The 20,181-nt window shown below is 50.9% G+C and carries 20 protein-coding genes and 1 tRNA gene; 14 read left to right on the top strand and 7 right to left on the bottom strand.

Annotation, left to right across the window (positions count from 1 at the left end):
• Positions 1–89: 89 nt before the first annotated feature.
• Positions 90–836: a glycosyltransferase family 2 protein gene (locus ACQ9LF_RS11755; RefSeq protein ID WP_462489604.1), complete on the bottom strand. Its 747-nt coding sequence runs from the start codon at positions 834–836 to the stop codon at positions 90–92.
• 3 nt (positions 837–839) lie between these two features.
• A complete protein-coding gene (locus ACQ9LF_RS11750; RefSeq protein ID WP_462489603.1) occupies positions 840–3,152 on the bottom strand; it encodes a hypothetical protein in 2,313 nt (770 codons plus the stop codon).
• A gap of 699 nt (positions 3,153–3,851) precedes the next feature.
• Between ACQ9LF_RS11750 and pyk the strand changes: the two genes are divergently transcribed.
• Positions 3,852–5,273 (top strand): pyruvate kinase, encoded by a 1,422-nt coding sequence (pyk, locus tag ACQ9LF_RS11745; protein WP_462489602.1) that lies wholly within the window; start codon positions 3,852–3,854, stop codon positions 5,271–5,273.
• A gap of 4 nt (positions 5,274–5,277) precedes the next feature.
• Here the strand turns inward: pyk and ACQ9LF_RS11740 are convergent, their stop codons facing one another.
• Positions 5,278–6,873, bottom strand: coding sequence for an aspartyl protease family protein (locus ACQ9LF_RS11740; protein ID WP_462489601.1), 1,596 nt, complete (start codon positions 6,871–6,873; stop codon positions 5,278–5,280).
• A gap of 376 nt (positions 6,874–7,249) precedes the next feature.
• Here ACQ9LF_RS11740 and ACQ9LF_RS11735 point away from each other — a divergent pair, with 376 nt between their 5' ends.
• The gene (locus ACQ9LF_RS11735) at positions 7,250–7,588 is read left to right on the top strand and encodes an STAS domain-containing protein (protein WP_462489600.1); all 339 of its coding nucleotides are present in this window, start codon (positions 7,250–7,252) and stop codon (positions 7,586–7,588) included.
• A gap of 161 nt (positions 7,589–7,749) precedes the next feature.
• On the top strand, positions 7,750–8,454 hold the full coding sequence (rnc, locus tag ACQ9LF_RS11730; protein WP_462489599.1) for a ribonuclease III: 705 nt from the start codon (positions 7,750–7,752) through the stop codon (positions 8,452–8,454).
• Between the two features lie 11 nt (positions 8,455–8,465).
• On the opposite strand, the gene ACQ9LF_RS11725 is transcribed toward rnc, so the two are convergent.
• Genes ACQ9LF_RS11725 through ACQ9LF_RS11715 form a run of 3 tightly spaced genes read right to left on the bottom strand, consistent with a single transcriptional unit; the run spans position 8,466 to position 11,373 of the window.
• Positions 8,466–8,714 carry a hypothetical protein gene (locus ACQ9LF_RS11725; RefSeq protein ID WP_462489598.1) on the bottom strand — a complete coding sequence of 83 codons (249 nt, stop codon included), beginning with the start codon at positions 8,712–8,714 and terminating at the stop codon, positions 8,466–8,468.
• Positions 8,707–9,123 carry a DUF6677 family protein gene (locus tag ACQ9LF_RS11720; protein ID WP_462489597.1) on the bottom strand — a complete coding sequence of 139 codons (417 nt, stop codon included), beginning with the start codon at positions 9,121–9,123 and terminating at the stop codon, positions 8,707–8,709. The genes ACQ9LF_RS11725 and ACQ9LF_RS11720 overlap by 8 nt, the downstream gene beginning before the upstream one ends.
• Before the next feature lie 9 nt (positions 9,124–9,132).
• Positions 9,133–11,373, bottom strand: a complete 2,241-nt coding sequence (locus ACQ9LF_RS11715) for a hypothetical protein (protein WP_462489596.1) — start codon at positions 11,371–11,373, stop codon at positions 9,133–9,135.
• Positions 11,374–11,632: 259 nt separating this feature from the next.
• On the opposite strand from ACQ9LF_RS11715, the gene ACQ9LF_RS11710 reads away from it, so the two are divergent.
• The 11 genes from ACQ9LF_RS11710 (at position 11,633) to ACQ9LF_RS11660 (ending at position 19,236) form a co-directional block, all read left to right on the top strand.
• Positions 11,633–11,706 (top strand) — tRNA-Arg (locus ACQ9LF_RS11710).
• Between the two features lie 41 nt (positions 11,707–11,747).
• Positions 11,748–13,100, top strand: coding sequence for a tyrosine-type recombinase/integrase (locus ACQ9LF_RS11705; protein ID WP_462489595.1), 1,353 nt, complete (start codon positions 11,748–11,750; stop codon positions 13,098–13,100).
• Positions 13,101–13,453: 353 nt separating this feature from the next.
• On the top strand, positions 13,454–13,690 hold the full coding sequence (locus ACQ9LF_RS11700; protein ID WP_462489594.1) for a hypothetical protein: 237 nt from the start codon (positions 13,454–13,456) through the stop codon (positions 13,688–13,690).
• Complete coding sequence (locus ACQ9LF_RS11695; RefSeq protein ID WP_462489593.1) at positions 13,687–15,078, top strand: PD-(D/E)XK nuclease family protein; 1,392 nt, start codon at positions 13,687–13,689, stop codon at positions 15,076–15,078. The genes ACQ9LF_RS11700 and ACQ9LF_RS11695 overlap by 4 nt, the downstream gene beginning before the upstream one ends.
• Positions 15,079–15,106: 28 nt before the next feature.
• The gene (locus ACQ9LF_RS11690) at positions 15,107–15,949 is read left to right on the top strand and encodes an AAA family ATPase (RefSeq protein WP_462489592.1); all 843 of its coding nucleotides are present in this window, start codon (positions 15,107–15,109) and stop codon (positions 15,947–15,949) included.
• 3 nt (positions 15,950–15,952) lie between these two features.
• Positions 15,953–16,492 (top strand): hypothetical protein, encoded by a 540-nt coding sequence (locus ACQ9LF_RS11685; protein WP_462489591.1) that lies wholly within the window; start codon positions 15,953–15,955, stop codon positions 16,490–16,492.
• A 43-nt stretch (positions 16,493–16,535) separates the two neighbouring features.
• Complete coding sequence (locus ACQ9LF_RS11680; RefSeq protein ID WP_462489590.1) at positions 16,536–16,997, top strand: RusA family crossover junction endodeoxyribonuclease; 462 nt, start codon at positions 16,536–16,538, stop codon at positions 16,995–16,997.
• A 31-nt stretch (positions 16,998–17,028) separates the two neighbouring features.
• Entirely contained in the window at positions 17,029–17,232 is a 204-nt protein-coding gene (locus tag ACQ9LF_RS11675) for a hypothetical protein (protein ID WP_462489589.1), read from the top strand.
• Entirely contained in the window at positions 17,232–18,158 is a 927-nt protein-coding gene (locus tag ACQ9LF_RS11670) for a hypothetical protein (RefSeq protein WP_462489588.1), read from the top strand. Before ACQ9LF_RS11675 ends, ACQ9LF_RS11670 begins: the two co-directional genes overlap by 1 nt.
• 76 nt (positions 18,159–18,234) lie before the next feature.
• Positions 18,235–18,783, top strand: coding sequence for an ATP-binding protein (locus tag ACQ9LF_RS11665; RefSeq protein WP_462489587.1), 549 nt, complete (start codon positions 18,235–18,237; stop codon positions 18,781–18,783).
• Between the two features lie 144 nt (positions 18,784–18,927).
• Positions 18,928–19,236, top strand: a complete 309-nt coding sequence (locus ACQ9LF_RS11660; RefSeq protein ID WP_462489586.1) for a hypothetical protein — start codon at positions 18,928–18,930, stop codon at positions 19,234–19,236.
• Positions 19,237–19,913: 677 nt separating this feature from the next.
• Here ACQ9LF_RS11660 and ACQ9LF_RS11655 read toward each other — a convergent pair.
• On the bottom strand, positions 19,914–20,181 hold a 268-nt coding region (locus ACQ9LF_RS11655), incomplete at its 5' end, for a hypothetical protein (protein WP_462489585.1).

The raw sequence follows: 20,181 nt of genomic DNA, 5'->3' as shown, positions 1-20,181 counted from the left end.
ACTCTATTCCTGAATGGAGCCGCCGGGAAAGGCAAAACAGAGACACAAGAGGGTGTTTTGCAAGCCGCCCTGCGGCGTAACTAAGTCGATTACATTGTTTTGGTGTCATGACGTATTTGTCCGTACAGATCAAACAATTCCCGGAATGCACGCAGGATGACCCGCAGTTTGGCCCCGGTGGGGTTGCCTGCGATGCGGGGATAATGGTGGACCCCTTTCTGGACGATGGTGCAGCCCTGTTTGGCCGCCCGGGCCAGAACTTCAGTATCAATCAGAGCGCCGGTGCTGATCAGATTCATTCTATCAAAGATGCAGCGGCGGTAGAGTTTGAAGGCACAGTCAATATCCCGCAGCCGCAGGCCGAAGACCAGACAGACCAGCCGGGTCCAGCAAAACGCATTGAATCGGCGTCCCAGACCTTCCTGCCGGTTGAGACGATAGCAGCTGACAATGTCGCAGCGTTCAATCAGGGGCAGGATGTCGGCCAGCTCCTCCACATTGAACTGGCTGTCGCCGTCGGTGTAGAACACCAGCTCTTTGGTGGCTGCCCGAAAGCCTGACTGGAGAGCCTTGCCGTATCCCATATTATGCGGATGGTGGATGACGCGAACCTGTGGGATTTCCCGGGCCAGCCGGTCAGCAATCGCGGCGGTCTGGTCGCTGCTGCCGTCGTTGACGATAATCACTTCGAAATCATCGGTTAGTGTCTGCAGTACAGCTATGGTTTTGCGGGTCAGCGGTTCAACAGTGGCCTGCTCATTGAAGCAGGGGAAAAAGGCGCTGATGGAATGGCGTTTCTCTGCGGCTGGACGGGATGTGTTTTCGGGTTTATCCATAGGTTACCACATCGCACGGTTGAGGATTGCGTTTGCTTCCGCCTTGAAATTACTGGACAGATTCAGATAGTCCTGTTTTCGGGCCGGGTTATTTCGACTGAGGTTGTCGGCTGTGATAATCGCACATCGCAGGCGTTCAAGGTATCCGTTTTTCTGCCGGTACGCAGCACGGTTGGCCTCGAAGTCTGTCATGAATTGCGTCAACTGCTCCAGAATCAGCTTGTGATTGCCGGTGGTCATGCCTGCGTTGATCAGTTCAATCAGGGTGGCCGTGCAGGGACGGATGCGGAAGGCTTCCACGGCAGATTGCTCCAGGGTCCCCGCCAGACTGCTGGTATAGATCGTTGGCAGCAGTTTTGTCAGCGTCATATGACGCGACAGCTCGGTGGGAAATACCGCGGTGCCGTTGATAATGCTGCGAATGAGTGCTTCGCCCTTTGCATACCGGGTGTCCACCATCATCCACTGGCAGGTGTCGTAATACGCGGTTTTCCAGTTGCCCGAGTGTGACAGGGCCTTCATAAAGTCGGAATTGCCCTGGCTCATCGGGACCAGGACGACCCAGACTTCATAAGGTTTTAGGGTCTGGTTAATCCATTCGGCCATGGCCCGGTAGTCTGCGTCGGTCATGGCTCTGCCGGCCAGATAAGCGTTTTTGACGGCGGGGCATTCTGTGCCGCCATAGATGACCTGCCATTGGGTATAGGTGTCGTGGTCGTAAGCGGCCTGTGCCCGACCGTCCATGAACAGCTTGAGCGGAATTTCACCGGTTGCGGGGTCGGGCTTCTGGCCAAAGGCAATCGCTCCGCCTTCGGTCCAGTAATTGAACATCCGTCCGGAAATCTGATTGTCGTTGATGAACCGGCAGACATCGATAGGCTTGACATTGGATGCGGTCATCCGCATGAAAACAGAGTGATAAACGCTGTCTTCCGGCCAAGGGGCCAGGTAAATCTGATAGAAGCTGCTGCCCCAATATAATCCCAGGACCAGACAGATCGCCCCGTAAAGGCTCAAGCTCAGATGACGATAGGACTGGGGAACCGGCAGCGGCTCAAGCGTGTTTTGCCGTTTGTAATGCGCTGCCGCCGTGATGGCCTGCCAGGCCTGCTGAATCAGCAGGGCGATGACCGGGCAGACGGCCGGGCCGGCAATGGCGATAAACCGGCGGGATTGAACTGCCATATACGTGGTCAACAGGGCAATCGCCAGCAGGGGCAGGTCGATTTTAGGCCAGTTGGCGTATTGTTTTTCGATTTCGGCGGGCTTGAGGCGTTTCTCTGTCAGCAGACGGGGTCGCAGCAGATGCCCTGCCAGCCAGACGATGAGTACCACGAATAAAAGGATGCACATCACCCCAAAGGCTTCCTCGTCGCCGACAGGATTGGGACCCTGGGTCTTGGTTTTCTCGTCAAGGAAGCTGAACGCCGGACGCCACTCGTTGACATTACGCCAGGATTCGGCGTGTTTGCTGACACTGATTTCAAACGTATGCGTCAGGTTGGTCAGGTGATACGGATTGAATATGACCATCGCGATAAAGGACGCTATGGCCGCATAGCCGATGGTCAGAGTCTGTTTGAACGGGATGGTCCGGAGGCGGGTCCTGCTCATCAGCGAGGCCGCATGCAGTCCGCAGAAGGGAACCATCATCATATAGGCGTAGATGTAGCCGCCGTGGAAATTGGCCCAGATAACGACCAGCGGAATCAGCAGCCAGATATAGCGAATATTGCGATACGTCGCCAGGGCCAGCACCAGCAGATACAGCGGTACAAAGAAATTCGACCAGCAGGCCGGACGAATATCGAAAAACGACCTGCCGATAATCATGGCAAAGCAGGCCGCAATCCCCGCCATCAGCGGATTGACTCCGATGACCCGCCCGAGGGCATAGACGACAAAAGCTGTCGCAATGAACAGGGCAAATTTCCAGACAATCAGCATGTTGTAATTGGGGTTATCTTCCGTGCCGAATAGATGCACCAGTTCATAGAAAGTCAGGTGGGTCAGCCAGTTCTGGTTAATCCAGCCGGTGGGGTGGATGGTGCGAATCAGGCCGTGGGTCCATGCAGGCCAGCCTTCCAGTTGCTCGTCGGTGGGGCCGGGTTTGTGCGAATTGAAGCTGAACGGCTCCACGACATCGACGCCGTGGTTGGCGTGGTGCCTGCCGCAGGCCAGGGCGACCCAGGTATCCCCCGCGGCCACCATGTGCGTGGAGGCATAAAAGCCAAAGACGGTTATGCCTGCCCAGATGATCAGGCAGGCCGGCAATCCAAACCGGGCTTTGCCCGTTGATTGGTTTATTTCAGTCATTCTATACCACCATTTTCGATTGCATCGATTTCGGACAGAGAAAAACAGGGATATTGTTACCTACTTTAGCCATAACGTCAAGGAAAATGAACCCCACAGGGCCGGAATCCAATAACGGGAGAATTCAGGATATAGTTTGTTGCACCTTTTTCACAGGTTATGTCGAAGATGGCCACCCCTCCCGAGAGTGTGTTTTTGGCCATCTTCGCATTATTTTAATAATAATAAGGGTATAATAATTATGATTTGACATCTTCGTATTATTTGCTCAAAAACGCGAAGGTGGCCACGGCGTAGTTGGCATCTTCGCGATATTCGCTCAAAAATGCGAAGATGTCAAATATCCCGAAGATGTCAACCTCTGCCCCTGGGCATCTTTGCCGAAAGTCGTTCCGTTTTCACAATAAAGTCAGACCCAAGTGCAACAGGCACGGGATGACGAGCCATGGCCAAGCTTTGCTTGACCATGCCACGATCACATACCCCAGAGATGCAATAGGTGCGGCATCTGACTCAGTCAAGCTGTGTGCGAGGTCGCCGTGCTGACAATAAACATGGAGGTGTATGAACTGGACAAAACCGATGCCTTGTTATATAATTTGACCAGCCATCGGAACAAGATGATAGCTGGATTAAACAGGACGGACTATGTCGCACATTGTGTGTGTCGGGCCGGACCAGAGGACAAAGGGGACACAGATGATTCTGACAAAAACAGGAGTCGTGGCAACGATTGGGCCGGCCTGCAGCAGCGAGGCGGTGCTGCTGGAGATGATTCAATCCGGCGTGACAACCTTCCGTATGAATTTTTCACACGGCACCTTCGAGGAACATCAGCAGCGGCTGAATATGATTAACCAGATTCGCAAGCACCTGACTTACGAAATCTGCGTGCTGGGTGACTTGTGCGGCCCCAAGCTGCGAATTGGCAAGATTCAGCCGGAAGGACAGGTTCTCCAGCCTGGTGAAGACGTGGTTATCTGTTCGGATTGTCCAGTTGGAGATTTGCACCGATTTGGGACCAATTATCCGGCGTTTGTGCAGGACGTCCAGCCCGGCCAGCGGGTGATGATTGACGACGGGCAGCTTGTGCTGACAGCGATGGAAAAGACGGCTACCGAGGTCCGCTGCAAGGTGCTTGTCGGCGGGCCGGTATTGAGTAATAAGGGCATTAATCTGCCGGATTCCAAATTAAGTATCCCCGCCATCACGGAAAAGGACTGGCGCTGGGTGGACTGGGCGATTCATAATAACCTGGATTATCTGGCGCTGAGCTTTGTGCAGACGGCGGCTGAGATTCACCATCTCAAGGAATACCTGGCCAGCAGAGATTCGTGGATACGGGTGATTGCCAAGATCGAAAAACCGCAGGCCCTGGAGAATCTGGAGTCGATTCTGGAAGCGGCGGACGCGGCGATGGTTGCTCGCGGCGATCTGGGTGTGGAGATGGATATTGCCCAGGTACCCCTGGCCCAGAAGCGTATCACCCAAATGTGCCGCAGGCTGGGCAAACCGGTGATTGTGGCCACTCAGGTCGTGCAGTCGATGATTCAGAATCCTTCACCGACGCGAGCCGAAGCCAGCGACGTAGCCAATGCGGTGATGGATTTTACCGATGCGATTATGCTGTCCGGCGAATCGGCGGTGGGCAGGTATCCGGTTGAGGCCGTTAAAGCCGTGGCCCATATCTGCCGTCGCATTGAGGCCTGGCAGGACCAGCAGGAGATGGAACGTCCGATGATTGAGACCGAACCCGGGCTGGGTGAGCTTGCGGCGGTAGCCCGGGCAGTTGCCCAGATGCTGGATCATGTCAAATCCAAACTGGCGGTCGTCTGGACACAGGCCGGACATAGTGTGCGTCTGTTAAGCAAGGCCCGGATGGACGTGCCGATTCTGACGGTCTGTCCGGATGCATTGATTGCCCGACAGATGAGTCTGCATTACGGTGTGATCAGTATTTGTCAGGCCCGGCCTCGCAATTTCGATGATTTCATCGCAACCACCACCGGTGTGATTATGAAAAACGGCTGGGCCAATCAGGGTGACCGGGTCCTGTTTGTTTTGCCGCAAGACATCCTGAATGTGCAGACGCCGCTGGCACTGGTGCTCAGAACACTATAACGGCTTACAGGGAACCCATCAGCCAGTTATCGGCCAGTTGGGATAAATCCTGAATATCGATGATGTTGTCCGGCTGGTTGGGCGGGGCGATATCTGCCTGGGGATTCCAGGTGGCCGACTGACTGGTGGTCATCCATACGCTGCTGTAGGCACCCAGATCCTGCATGTCCACTTTTCCATCCCCGGATGGAGCAGGGGCAATATCCCCGGCCAGCGGGGCGGTAATCCGCTCGAATTCAAGCACAGGGTCCTCCTGGAGGAACATGCCGCCGCCACGAATAACGATATTGTATTGCGTAAACAGGTTCATCCCGATGATGCCGTCCAGTTTGCCGCCTTCGGGACTGGAAATATCCAGCAGGACCATCGGGACGTTGGTGTATTCCAGCCATTGGCCGATAGCGGGCATCTTCAGCGAGTCCAGATAAAACCCCGGCGCCATGATGGATTCGCCGGTAACGCCTTCGATTTCGACTTCAAAATCCGGGTTGGCGGGATCGAGTTTCAGCCGTGCGGCAATCCGGGAGCTGATGACGGAAATCTGGGCGCCGGTGTCGAGCATAAAGCGGGTTTTATCAACCGCAGAATAGCTTCCTTCCGCCAGATCCACGCTGTGAACAAAAAACAGGCTTTGCGTGCCGGTGCCAATAATGACCGAGGGGGTGGTGGGATTGAATGACATCGTGCTTCCTCCCCAGGGGTCCAGCAGCATTCCCATCATGCCGTCCAGGTCATAGGCAATATACTGCACATACGCTGCGCCCAAAGGCCTTAATTCCAGAGGCAGCTTGTTGGGATAGGAGGGAATGGCCGGGTCGTCCTGCGAATAGATGCGTACCTCCGGAGCGGTATAGGTGGTGCCGTTGCGGGTAATCGTTTTGGTATTGCCGGGCTTGATGGAGGTCGTATAGTAAACGCTCAGCGGAGTTCCAATGGCCGTGACCAGGTCTGGCCTGGAGTCCGGATAGCTGCCCAGCAGGACCGATACATTGCTTTCGCCGACAAAATGCGTGGTGGAGCGAAGCACAGGGCTTGGATCGGTTGGGGTGTTGGGCTCAAGCACCCACAGGCCCTGGACAAACAAGCCCAAAGGCTGGCTGACCCAGGCATCTACCTCGCCGGTAACGCCGCTGACAACCGAGACGTTATTGGTTTTATAGGTGCTGTTGAGCAACTTGAGCATCTGTGCATTTTGATACCCCAGCACATGAGCGCTGGCCCCGGTATCGAAAATACCTATGGCATACTGAGTTTGGTAGGCCGGATTGGTCAGTGTACCCCGGATAGACGGTTCAACGACGGCATCCAGAACCAGCTCTTCCTCACGGCGGTTGGTGGTTAACAGGGTAATCCACGGAACAAATCCATCCACAGGAGGTGAATCAATGATATAACTGGAAACCGGCGGTGTTGCGGTTGTTGTCGATCCGGTTGCTGCCTGAGCAGCGGGGGCGGCAGCCGGCGGGTTGAAATAGCGGATTTCCTTGATTTTACCGCCGCCGGAGATACGCCAATCCACCTGGTCGGCATAAAGGCTAACCGACAAAACCAGTCCGATAAATAAATACAATACGGTTTTTCCTGCACTTTTGGTTTTCATAATCCACCTCAATTTCAGGCCTACCTGATATCGACAGGCCGTTTGTCAATACATCCTGATTATCGACTGGATATCAGCGAGACTTAATTATGTAACTTCTTTGGGGTCAATGATTTGGTGCTTTAGTCCGGCTGCGGTCTCAAGATTCCCCCGCGATACTGTCATTCACTATAGCGATTTATCCTGTCAAAAGCAACTAAATCCATTGTCTTTGAGTAGTGTAGATAATAGAGTAACTATGTCCTAATAAGGCAAGAAACGGCAAAACTTTTTTATCTGCTGGTAAATCAACGAGGCGATCCAGACGATATAGCGGTCATAACGATGGCTTTATGGATTGCGGCCTCGGAAGGAATGTCTTTGTGGAGTGGAATTTATGGGAATTCAAAATTGGTCTGAAAATGTGATTTTGGTCAATTTGGCCGAAGAGCCATACCTCGGAGAGGAATTGCAGACGGTTATTGGGATGGTCTCGGAAACCGTAGGCAATGACGTGGTTGTTGATTTTGCCGGGGTCAGCCTGGTGACGTCCTCGAGTCTGGCCAAACTGCTCAAACTTCGCAAGGTGCTCTATGAGAACGGGCGTCAGCTGGTGCTGTGCGGGATGAAGCCGCAGACCAAAGGGATCTTCCGGCTGACAGGACTGGATACCGTTTTTAAATTTGTGGACGACCAGTTCCTGGCCCTGGCCGGGTTGCAGATCAGTTCCACATAATCCTGTCCGGTTGCGCCGAAAACCCATCTGGATCGGATGAATTGACATTTCCGTCGGACGGCGTATAATAGCGCTGTCAAATGGATTCCAGGCATATTACGAAAACCGCTGTGGAAGCGGTCTGCGCAATCTGCCTGCATGTTTTTTAAGGAAACGTGAACATGCGGTCGGAAGATATCGCACAGATAGAAGCGGTACTCGGTTATCATTTTGAGCATCAGGAATTATTGAAAGAGGCCTTGACGCACTCCTCGCAGGCAGAGGATCGCCGCAACAGCAATGAGCGGTTGGAATTTCTCGGAGATTCGGTTCTGTCGCTGGTGATCTGTCAATTCCTGTATGAGACTTTTCCCTCGTATCTGGAAGGGGAAATGACCCGGCTTAAAAGTACCGTCGTATCCCGTAAAAGCTGTTCGGAAGTGGCCGCCCGGCTGAACCTGATTGAATATTTTCGCGTCGGTAAAGGGACCGATACCAGCCGGGCCATGACCGGCTCGATTGCCGCAGGAATGCTGGAGGCACTGATTGCCGCGATTTATCTGGATGGCGGTCTGGAGGCTGCCAGACAGTTTGTGTTGTCGGTTTTCAAGCCGGTGATTATGCAGGCTGATGCCAACGAACATCAGGATAATTTCAAGTCCCTTCTGCAGCAGTACTGTCAGAAACAGTACAATACCACCCCGTCATATGAATTGCTGGATGAAAAGGGGCCGGACCACAATAAATGCTTTGAAGTGGCTGCTGTGATTCATCATCGGCGATATCCGAGTGCCTGGTCAATTACCAAAAAAGACGCCGAACAGCGAGCCGCCCGCAACGCCCTGGTCGAATTGGGCCTGCTGGAACCGTTGCTGCCAGAAGAGTAAATCGTCTGCAATCAGCTGGTGATCAGCCAGACCACCAGATTCAGCACAACAATCGCCAGAATCATAAACCCGCTGAGCACCCCGAATAAAATGGCCGTTTCCCGCAGCATGGTTTTCCAGAAGAATGCCCGCAGCTTGGTCGTCTTGTATATAATCGCAATCGCCAGCAGCAGGGGAAACATCAGCACCATCGACAAGGCTGTGGTGCCTACCGGTTCGGGGGTGGTAAATGAGGCCAGGAGTGTGTTCCACTCAGGCATTTTCATCCTCCTGTCCGATCAGTTCACCGCGACCGCTGTAAGCCATATACATCGCACTGATGATGCTAAGCAGATTCAGCAGGCCTGCCACGGCAGTATAGATTTGGCCCAGGTCGCAGGGCCTGCCGCGGCTGACATAAGCTCCGCTGCGGGTCATCCCATCCAGGATCCGCACTGCGGGTGTGGCAATCATTTGAGCCAAATACCAGGCCCAGCCGCCGACCGAATCGATGACGCCAATCGAACCAATATACAAGCCCAGACAGAAAGTCAGGGTGATGGTTACAAAAATAACCATCCCGCGCTTGGGCTGATGAATCAGAAAATGGCCGCCGCCGGGGACAATCCACCCCGCCAGCCCCACAATCGCCAGCCACAGCAGAAAATCAGCTTTGGTTCGATACGCCATGAGGATTCCTTATTTTGTGGAACTCTGATCGGCAGAGGAATCTGAGCTGTTCTGGGCTTCCGGAATAACGACAGGGACGTAATTCAGGCGTTTCCGGATATTCTGCGGATTGAAATGAACCAGACCCAGCCCGGCGGTATCCGACATATTGGTTTGCATGGCGGTTATGCTCTTGCGGTCCAGATAATCCTCTTTGGTGGCAGGCTGACGTTTGATGCTCTTGGTTACATACCAGGCCATGCCAGGTTTGAATTCGAACATTTCGGCAATCACGCCGGTTTCTTCCTTGTCACCCAGAATAGCAAAGAATTGACGATTGAGGATGTTATTGATGGCGCGTTCGGTCACAAAGTTCATGTAGGCCGGATTGCCGGCTGCGATCTGACGCATTTTTGCCAAATCACTGTCGGACATCAGCAGTTGCCGCGGCAGCGACGTAATCGTCAGTTTTTTGAAGGCATCGCTGCCGACAAGATTGGGATCTTTGGGGGCGTATTTGGCATTGTACTGCTCTAAGGCCTTGTCCCAGTCGCTGGCGGCGATGAGCTGTTTGAACTCTTCAGCGCGGGCTGCGGCTTGGGTCATGGCAAGCTGCTTTTGCAGGTCTTCGACGACTTGTTTTTTCAGCTGGAAGACCTTCTGGTCCGCCTGGGCCTTGTCCAGAACGGCCCCGGCAATATTATACTCGACATCTACCGATTCGGCAGGAGCAGCCTTCTGGATGTTAATGACACGGCACAGGGCGCTGAGTTCCGTATATTTGGCCTCCTTGGCTGAATAATACCCGCCGTTCATGGGGCCAATATTCTCCCACATCCGAGGGACATAGTTTGCAATTTTTGACTTTGGCGGAACAGGGTCCGTGGAAACCGCAAAGACCACATCCGCCAGCCGCAGATTCATCGCCGGCTGCACCTGTAAGTCGCTGAGGCAGTCATCTTCCGCAAAGTCTTTCTGGCTCAATTGTCCGGTTCGTCCGACATAGACCGGAACCTTGTATTTTTCTGTGATGCGGGCGGCAACCTGGGAATAATCGCCGCTGGCCTGCTGGAGCTGGTCGACAGTAGCCTTTTCCATGTCCAGCGTCAGCATTTTTTCATCGAGCCAGTCCCTCGCATCCTTCATCATCAGCTGCATGAGTTTCTGGGTTCGCTCCCGCTCGAGTGTTCGATAGATCTCGCTGGACACTTCAGCAAAGGTTCGTGTCTTGGTGATCTTCTCGCCGTCGGGTTTGTTGGGATCCACCGGGATTTGCGTGCGATAGCGATCGATGTTGGAACTGTAGTAGTTTTCCAGAGCTTCGGCATTGGGTTTCTCGATTTGTTTTTTCACGTCGTCCGACAGGATGATGAAATATTCCATCTGGACTCGGTGCGGCAGCATATACCCGAATCCATATGGATTCTGCTCGGTAATCTCGCCGGCAGGAACATTTTTGTAGGCTTCGAAGTGAGCTTGAATCTGGTCCTCGGCAGGGGCTGTCGACGCGTTGACAAACCAGTCGGCAGGGAATTTGGCACACTCAACATCGATACGTTCCATCATCCGCCCAACAGCAGACTGGAGTTGGGCAGTCGTCACATTTTCATTGTCGCAGACGATATCCGCCCACTTGAGAACAGCCAGCAGTTTTCCGAAAGTGCGAATGATTTCAACTGGTTCGACCTTGATCTGGGAGGAGACATAACGAATAATGGCGCTCGGGTCACCCTGGTTTTGCGACATCTGCGAGATAACCTGACGCAGTACGGCGGCAGATTGTTCATTCGAGACGACAATGCCGGCGTTTCTGGCTTCGTCGGATAACAGAATCCAGGTGACATCCGGCCGGTCCATATCATGCGTGAAAAACTCATCGATCTGTGAAACCGTCAGCGGGACCTGGCCCTGCTGGGCAAGCTGGTGCAGTTGCAGACGCAGACGTCCGGCAATCTGTGAATCGCCAAACAACAGATATCCCAGCATCATGGACGTGACATCAGGGGTTCCAACAAGGGTCTGCTTGGAAAACAGCAGCTGATTGGCACCGATGGCCTTGAGGGTTTCCAGCTCCTGCGAGGAACGGGCAATATCCTGATGCGTGATTTTTTTGCCGTTGCCATAGGTGGCAAAGGTCTGTTTGCCGCTTTGCCCCATTCGCATCAGCAGTTCTTCGAGACCGTAACCGCCGACGAATGCGACCATTAAGACGATAACAAAGACGGTCATGGCGGTCTGACGATTCTTACGAATCCATTTAATCCATTGCATAATTTTTCCCTGACAAATCGAAACCTGTTGTATTGTGCCTGTGTACGAAACTTTGAAGTATAGTAAGATGATACGGATTTGCAAGCAAAAACCCGGTTGGTTCGACAGTAAACGGCTTTTTATCGCCTGGGCGTGACCGCAAATGAATCCAAAGCCCCAAATGCCTTTTTCGATTGACAATCATCGCATTTGCCGATAATATTATACCTCTTTAATCTGGATGACGATCCCTTAAGGCAGTCATTCTGCTTCTGGTGTTGCGCCCGTAGCTCAGCTGGATAGAGCAACGGATTTCTAATCCGTCGGTCGGGAGTTCGAATCTCTCCGGGCGCGTTATTAAGTGGTTGTATAGTAAGGACTTAAATGAGCTTTTTTTGCTCGACGTTTTCGATGTAATAATAAATGTAACAATTTTAACAATTTATTATTACAACAGGAGAAATCGTATGGCAAGAAAAGCAAAAGAAGAGAAGTTACCGGGTTCACTGTATCAGAGGAATGGGAGATGGTGGTGGAGTGTCAGGCTTCCGGGGGAGAAAACATTTAGGGGCCGCCCACTAATCCCTGTGGGCGGTCTTTATGCCTATCGGGGCGACAGGGCAGTTGCAGTTGAAATTGCAAAGGCTGTGTTGCATCAGGCAATCTTCAAATCGAGCAAGGATAATTCTCCGAAACTTGACGGTACTATATCCGGATTGATTAAGTCATTCCTTTCGTATGCAGATAATACCTATCGGAAATCTGATGGCAGTATGACAAACTATCCGACTGAGATTAGAGAGACAATGCAGCCTCTTGTCGAGTTTTGTGGAGTGTTACCGATAGAGGAATTTTCACCACAGAAGTTCAAAGAGTTTCGGGAATATGTGGCCGGACTGACCCGCAAAAATAAAAAAGGCAAAACAAAACCACGGTATTGTTTGAGTACGCTAAATAAGAAGGTAGGGATTATCAAAAGCATGTTCCGATGGGCAGTCGAGGAGGGCCATGTTCACCCCAGCACTTATCACGGTCTTCAGGCCATCAAACGGTTGCGACCCGGCCAATATGGTCTGATAGAAAATGCACCGGTAGAGCCTGTTGCTGAAAATATTATGTTGGCGGTTATGCCTTACACTACCCAAGTGTTGGGGGATATGATGATGGTGCAATATTTGACAGGGATGCGAAGTATTGAACTGACGGGAATGAGACCCTGTGATATTGAGACCGAGGCAGGAGATGGGATATGGTTGTATCATGTGCCCCAGATTTATAACAAGAATGCCCGTCATGGCGAAAAACACAAACGCATTGTCCCGATTGGCCCCAAAGCACAGGTGATTTTAAGGAAATATCTGTTTAGAGAAAAAAACAGCTTTTGCTTTTCACCCAGGGATTCCGAACGTCAGCGGTTGGCCGAAAAACACAAAAATCGCATTACACCAATGAATCAGGGTAATAAACCCAAAGAGGATGAGACATTACAGCAGATTGGTTGCAAATATGATTCGGCCAGTTATGGTAAGGCGATTAAATATGCTATTCGAGCAGCGAATAGAGATGGTCAGAAAATTCCGGAATGGACGGTCTATCAGTTACGTCATAGTGCAGCGACCAATATTGCTGAGGAATTGGGATTGGATGTGGCGAGGGCCGTATTAGGGCATCGCAGTCTGAAGGTGACAGCGATTTATGCCAAAGAGGATATTAAAAAGATCGCCCAGAAATACAAACAGATCGGTTGATATTTAACGAATGTGAAAGGGAAAAGGTGTTTCCGTGATGGCGGAAACACCTTTTTTGTTTTACAGCTTTTCATCGCACGAAAACATCTGCATCTACTCCTCGGAATTATTTATTATTTTTTTCATTTTAATCTATTAAACCAAAGATACTTGCAAATTTGACGCAAAATAATCCCTGTTTTCATGCTTGCAAAAGGCCGAAAAGACGCTAAATAATGCACATAACATTAGGCCTAAGAGTTTTTTTGCAGTACTGCATCCATTTGTTCACTATATACCTTTACAACAATTAACTATGCCAATTTGTCATTTGCGTCAAATTCAAAATGACGCAATAAATTTGGAGCAATGAAATGTCAATGGAACAAAGTGAAGCAAATAAAAAGGAAAGTTTGATTGGCAGATATGAGGTTGCTTCCCGGCTGGGGATAAGTTACCGATCATTTGTCAAGCTTAAGGCTCGTCTTATTGCCAACGGCCTTCAGGAAGTTGTCGTTGGTCATTCTAAAAGGTACAGAGAAGTCAGTGTTGACCGGTTGATTGCCAACGCAGCCGAGAAAGGGACACCATTAGGAAAGGTTAAAAAATGAATACAAAGAATCATTTACCCACAATTATTGTTGGACGTACCGATAGCGGTCGTCATTATACCCTGGAGGATAGCAGGGGTCAAAAACTCGCCCTGATTCTTATGGCAGCCAATGGGTATGCGGATGAAATTGCCAGGCGATGTAATGAACCTGCGGAAGTGTCAGAAGAGATGAGACATGTGACACGATTACTTTCATCGCCTCATAAGCTGGGAAAAGTATTAATCCAGCTAACGGGACTCCTGAATCAGCCAAAACTGAATGAGCGGCGATTAACCTGTTCGCAGATTAAATGCTTCCGTAAATGTCATCGTAAGCACATGATCGCCTATATTCTGGGCATTCGTCCTGCTGAGGAAGCCCATTATTTCCGAATGGGGCAGGCATTCCATACGGGGCTGGATTTGCGAAGCCGGGGCTGCACTACACATCAGGCGATTATCGGGGCACTGGAGCAATACGACAGGCATATCCCGCAAACCAACGATGATGAGATCAGGGAAAAACTGACTATCGAACGGGAAGTGATGGTTCGGCTGCTTGGCGGCTACTTCTGGCGATGGGAACAGATGGATCGTGATATTAAGGTTATTGCAAGCGAATTGCCCTTTGAGCTTGAAATTGTCCATCCCATACATGGCATAAGTCACCCGGTTTTTAAGATTGCTGGGAAAATAGATAAAATCATTCAATTGCCTGATGGTCGTCTGGCGGTGATGGAGCATAAGACCACCTCGGATGAGATTGATCCGACAAGCAATTATTGGCGACGGCTGCGGATGGATATTCAAATATCCATTTATTGCCTGGCTGCTCAACGGCTTGGTTACAATGTGGATACGATTCTGTATGATGTGGTACGGAAGCCCTCTTTTTCCAAACCCAAGCAATTGACTCAGATACAGACGAAGGAACTGATTTCTTCGGGGAAATACTTCGCACGATTTAATGACGAAGCTGAACCCATGCTGGTTGGTGAATATGCCGTCACTCAGGGGAATGATTTGAGTTACCTGATAGTCAATTGTGATTGTGCTGCTGTGACTCAGCACGCAAAGGGTATTTCGATTGCGGAAACCCTCGGTATGTATGGGGACCGTATCTCCGCCGATATGGGCCGCCGCTGTGATTATTATTTTGCCCGCCGGGAAATCCCACGTCTGATTACGGATTTACGCGATACAGAGCTTGATCTGTGGCACTATGCCGAATTGATTTATGAGAACCTTGAAACCCATCGATGGCTTCGCAATGATGATGCCTGTAACAGCTTTGGAACGTGCCCTTATCTGGATTTATGCACGGGGGATTTCGACCTGTCCGTTGAGGCACTGCCGGAAGGTTTTATCCGTATCGATGACGTACATCAGGAATTAATGAGCGAATAATCCAATACTACCAACGAAAGGATTCAATATGAACATGCCTACAGGAGTACCACGAACATTCCCGCCGCAGCATACCGCTGCGAATGTAACCGTCCCGACTTTAGATACCGGCCAGGCCAAGTTTCTGCCGCCGAAACTGATTCTTAATTGTGTTGAAGGCTGGGGAAAAACGACCTGTGCCGCTTTTTGTCCAAAACCGGCTATCCTGATGGCACGGGGAGAAACCGGCTATGAAACCCTGCTGGGTTCCGGCAGTGTTCCTGCCGTACCCCGTACCTTAATCAATTCCTGGCCGGAACTGATCGCGTTCCTGGATGCTCAGATCGGACTGGAAGAGATTGGCTATAAGACGCTTGCCCTGGATGCCCTGGGTGGATTCGAACGGCTTTGCCATGAGTTTGTATGCCAGCGTGATTTCAAGGGGGATTGGGGCGAAAAAGGCTTCAGTTCCTTCCAGAAAGGCTATGAGGTGGCCATTGCCGACTGGCTGAAACTGCTGCATAAGCTCGACCAGATTCATTCCAAGAGCATTATGATCCTGCTGCTGGGGCATACGCAGATTAAGCCGTTCAAAAACCCGATGGGGGAAGATTTTGACCGTTATATTTCGGATGTCCACCACAAGACATGGGGTGTTACCCATAAGTGGGTGGATGCAGCCTTCTTTGGGACATACCTGACGGTGGTGGATAAGATTTCCGGCAGGGCCAAAGGGATTGGCGGGGCCGACAGGATCATTTACACCCAGCGGCGGGATGCGTTTGATGCAAAGAACCGGTATGGAATGCCGGAAGAAATCAATATACCTAATGACCCGGCTCTGGTCTGGTCAACAATTTGGCAGCACATCTATCAAAGAAAGGACAACTGATCTATGGCAAGGAAAGCAATAGGAACTTATTACGGTACGCTAATCGGTGCGGGGGTGGATACCCTCAAGAGTGCCAAAAAGACCCCGTTTTTATATCTGACCTTCAAAATTACCCATGTCTTTGATGGCACGGGATGGGCAACGGTGGGGGAACCGTTTGATCGGGATGTCAAGTTCTTCCTGAGCGATACGGCATGGCCTTATGTCGAAAAAGATTTGGCCAAGTGCGGCTTTAACGGGGATTTTGAAAATCCCAAGTTCAAAGATGAGTTTTACAACGGTATGGAGCTTCTTTGTTCCAATGCCACTGTCGACACAGACGGCAAGACGTATGAGAACTGGGAGTTGCCCGGAATTGCCCATAATGCCCCCAAGGAACGGGTTCTTCCCCCCAAAGAGGTGCTGCACCGGATGAATGCCCGATGGAAGACCAATAACGGTGCCAGACAAGCCCCGCAGACCAGCAGGCCCTCACCGCCACCCATAACCGGTTCACGTCCGGCAAACGTGCCTGAACCAAAGGCTGACGATCTGCCGTTCTAAGCGGTTAATCATTTCATAGAATTTCTTGCAGAGAATAGACGAAATGAAGATTTCATTCTTCGTCCCCGGACGGATTGCGCCTGGAGGCAGTAAAACAGGGTTTTATCGGCATGGTCGGGTCATTATGGCCCCAGCCAGTAAGTTTACTAAATCCTGGATGCAGTCTGTCCGGGCTGTTGCGATGGCAGCTTATCATGGCAGCCCGATAGAAGGTGCAGTACGGCTTTGCCTGTCGTTTAGGGTTCCGAGGCCCAAAAGTCATTGGACGAAGAAAACAACCCTTTCCAAGACCGGCAGGCAACGTCCTTATCCGATAGCCAAGCCCGACCTGACCAAGCTCATCCGAAGCACCGAAGACGCCCTGACGGGGATTCTCTGGAAGGATGACTCGCAGGTCGTTCGGCAGGTTACGGGTAAAGATTACTGCACCCACCAAGAACGATCCGGAGTGTTTATTACAGTGGAGATATACGATGGCCAGTCACTTCATGAATGTAAAAAATGAGTTAGGTAGAATCATCCAGGAGCGGATTTTCATGCCAAGACGGTCACGGCATCCAAAATCGCCGAGAATGTTTTACCTGGTTAAACGTGCAGGCAAGATTGTCTGTGTCTGGTGCGGGAATTTCAAAGGCAGCGACAGTCTGCTGCTGTGTCTTTCCAATCCACATGAGGGATATACCGACCAGCAGTGGGACACGATGGCAACCATTTTGCAGCGATATTTCAAGGCGGAATAATGGACAAGAAGAACTCAGGAAAAGCCCCATCCTACCAGATGTATCCCAAGGACTGGAACGAAGACCATGACCTTAAAATGTGTTCGTTTGCCGCCGAAGGTCTGTGGATACGCCTGGTCAATACCTCCTTTGAAATGCCGGTTAAAGGCGTGTTCAGTCGGCGGCTAAATGGCGGTTTAGATGGAGTTGAAACCCAGTTGAAACCGAGTTTAACTCCACTTAAACTCGAAGAAATCGCCAACTTAATTCGCGGAAATACCCGTGAAAAAATGCGGCTTCTACAGGAGTTAATTGCCAACAATGTTCTCAAGCGGTTGGCAGATGGAGAGTGTGCCGGAGCGTTCTATGTCAAGCGGATATATGAAGATATGAAACTACGGGCCATCCGTGCGGAGGCTGGAAAGCAGGGCGGCAACCCAAATATAACGGGACATTTGGTTGAGAATTTGCTTAACCAAAATCCAGAGCAAATCCCCAAGCAAATTCCAACCCCTTCATCTTCAACTTCTACTTCAGTAAATACTACAAATACGACAACAACGCGCGCGGGCACGAACGACCTTTCCCAGCGTGCGTCTGCCGGTAAATCTCCCTGTCAGGCACTCAGAGACCTTGTTGAGTTCTGGAACAGTTTTGCCAGGCAGAAAGCCAACGCCGAGGACATAGGGATCGAGTACGCTTACACCCAGGCTGTCGCTCAATGGGGGATCGAAGCGATTATGGGGGCGATTGAAAACTATCGGCAGGCATTGCTGCTGCCACATTCGCAGGCGTGGGACCGGCCCCTGGGCAGACTGTTTTTGGATATTGAAAAATTTATACCGGGCATTTTCAACCTGAACAATTTCGACAAAACTCAATTTAAGACTGACAGAAATGAAACCCATAAACGAGATCATCAATCCCCAGAGCTTGGCTTTCGCTAAATGTGAACAATGCTGTACCCGCTACAAGGAACGTGACAAAAAGTGGTGCCGATGGTGCATTGAGCGGTGGGCAAGGATGCGTAAGCAAACCCCGGAAGCGGTCATTGAAACCATTCAAAAGCTCGTTGAACCGATCTACCTTGAAGCCGACGTGTTGGATTTCACCGGCAGCGTGTTTGAGAAGCTCAATGGCTGGAATGGTACGGACAACCTGTACTTTGTCGGCAGCACCGGGACGGGCAAGACACGGGCCATGTACGCCTTGTTGAAGGTGGCGATTGCCAATGGGTACTGTGGGCTGGTTATCGACTTTGGCCAGCTATGCCGCCGCATACGTACTGCCTTCGACACCAAAACACCAGAGCAGCAACTACGCGATAAATATCTCAATCTGGATGTGCTGTTCCTGGACGATCTGGGATTGAGGGCCACGGCCAGCGATTATGAATACGATGTATTCTACGACATCCTGGACGGCAGAATAAGCAATCAGCTTGCAACCATCATCAGTTCCAACAAGACCCCGGCACAGATCGCTGAAACCTTTGACAGGCGAATTGCCAGCAGGTTAAGCCTGTTTGCTGAAATTCAGTTTCTGGGGCAGGACAGACGCAAAAGCGTTTAAGCAAAATGCACACCCATCAAACATGGAAATACCCCTGTAAAAACCATCCAGGCAGAAATAGCTGGGTCGATGTGGGTGGCAAGGATAGGCCGGAGTATTTGTGCAAAGAGTGTTATATCAGATTGAGAAGACCGCATGAGAATCATGAAAACGCGACAGTGCAAGGAATGCGGGGCAATTCATTGGTTGGACACCAAATCATTCCGCCGCATCAAGACGTACTACCGTCAAGTCTGCCGGGAATGCGAAAAGGAGGAAAAGCGGTGGTACCGTCACATGCAGAAGCTGGGGCTTGCCAAAATCCCTCCCAAACAGCAGGGCAGGATACCCGTCGAAGACCTGGCTGAAAAATATGCAACGATATTTGAGAGAATGCAGGTTATGGGGATTGATTCGTATCAGGTTAGTGCAGGCCGGGCGGACAAAATCCTTGCTGAAATGGGCCTGAGTTGAGATTTTATGGGTGGGGAGCTTTTTTTGATTGACATTTGGTTTGAAAAAGTAGTATTTTGGTATCCAGACAATTGAATAGTGTTTTATGAGTGTCTGACGTTTCGCTTCGAACCTGCAACGTTTTATAGCAAGAAACGCAAAAACGCTCGTTTAGCCATACGGCAAAACGGGCGCCGCTGCGTATTCTTGCGGGGCCTGTTGCAGGGCCCGAAGCGAATGCGAGGTTTGCGGTGCCCACCTTCTTCTTTCCGCACTCCTTTTTGTTTTAAACAAAGCATCAGGATTCTTTGGAGGCACTGGATATTGTCGAGCCGGAAAAGGTGATAGGAGAGGCTCCTATGAAGACAGGTTTGATTTTTTGGTTGACAACATGATTGAGAGCGGTATTTTGGTAGATAAAAGTAAATATCGAAAGTCCACTGGACTTTGAGCGTCTCACCGTAAATCGCTACATTTATTGTGTGAAGAGGCGTGCAGAGACGGTGCCCCAAAGCGGGGCATCGCTTGCAGGCATTCTTCACAGGCTTGTAGCGAGCCAACGGTGAGTGTCAGCGGTGATGCTCCTCATATCAATCAAGTAGCATTGCTGCTCCACTATAAAAAGCTCCTTCTGCCGCCAATTGGCGGAGTCGGGCTGGTTTCGGCCAGCCCGACATTAGATTGCAGTAAAGACGGAATTAGGGATAACATGGTACATCATCCCCCCTTAGAGCGAATTTTTCTTTGGTCATATAATCGGGACCAATCCAGTCTAACATAAGCGGCGGGAATTTAGCAAGTTCAATCCTCATTTTCGGCCATTCGTCCTGTACGATCTGCCAGGGGGATTGATACTGTTTATTCATATTCACCCTGACCAGATTATAGTATGCCTGATAACATGCAACGCGTTGATGAAAGTCGCTGAGGCCGGTAAAGGTTTCGAGATCAAAGAACTCTTGTTCA

Origin of the sequence: Anaeroglomus insulsum (genome assembly GCF_050689095.1) — a bacterium.
Lineage (GTDB): Bacteria > Planctomycetota > Phycisphaerae > Sedimentisphaerales > Anaerohalosphaeraceae > Anaeroglomus > Anaeroglomus insulsum.
The sequence above is the reverse complement of the archived record's forward strand: the minus strand, read 5'-3'. Positions and strand labels throughout refer to the sequence as shown.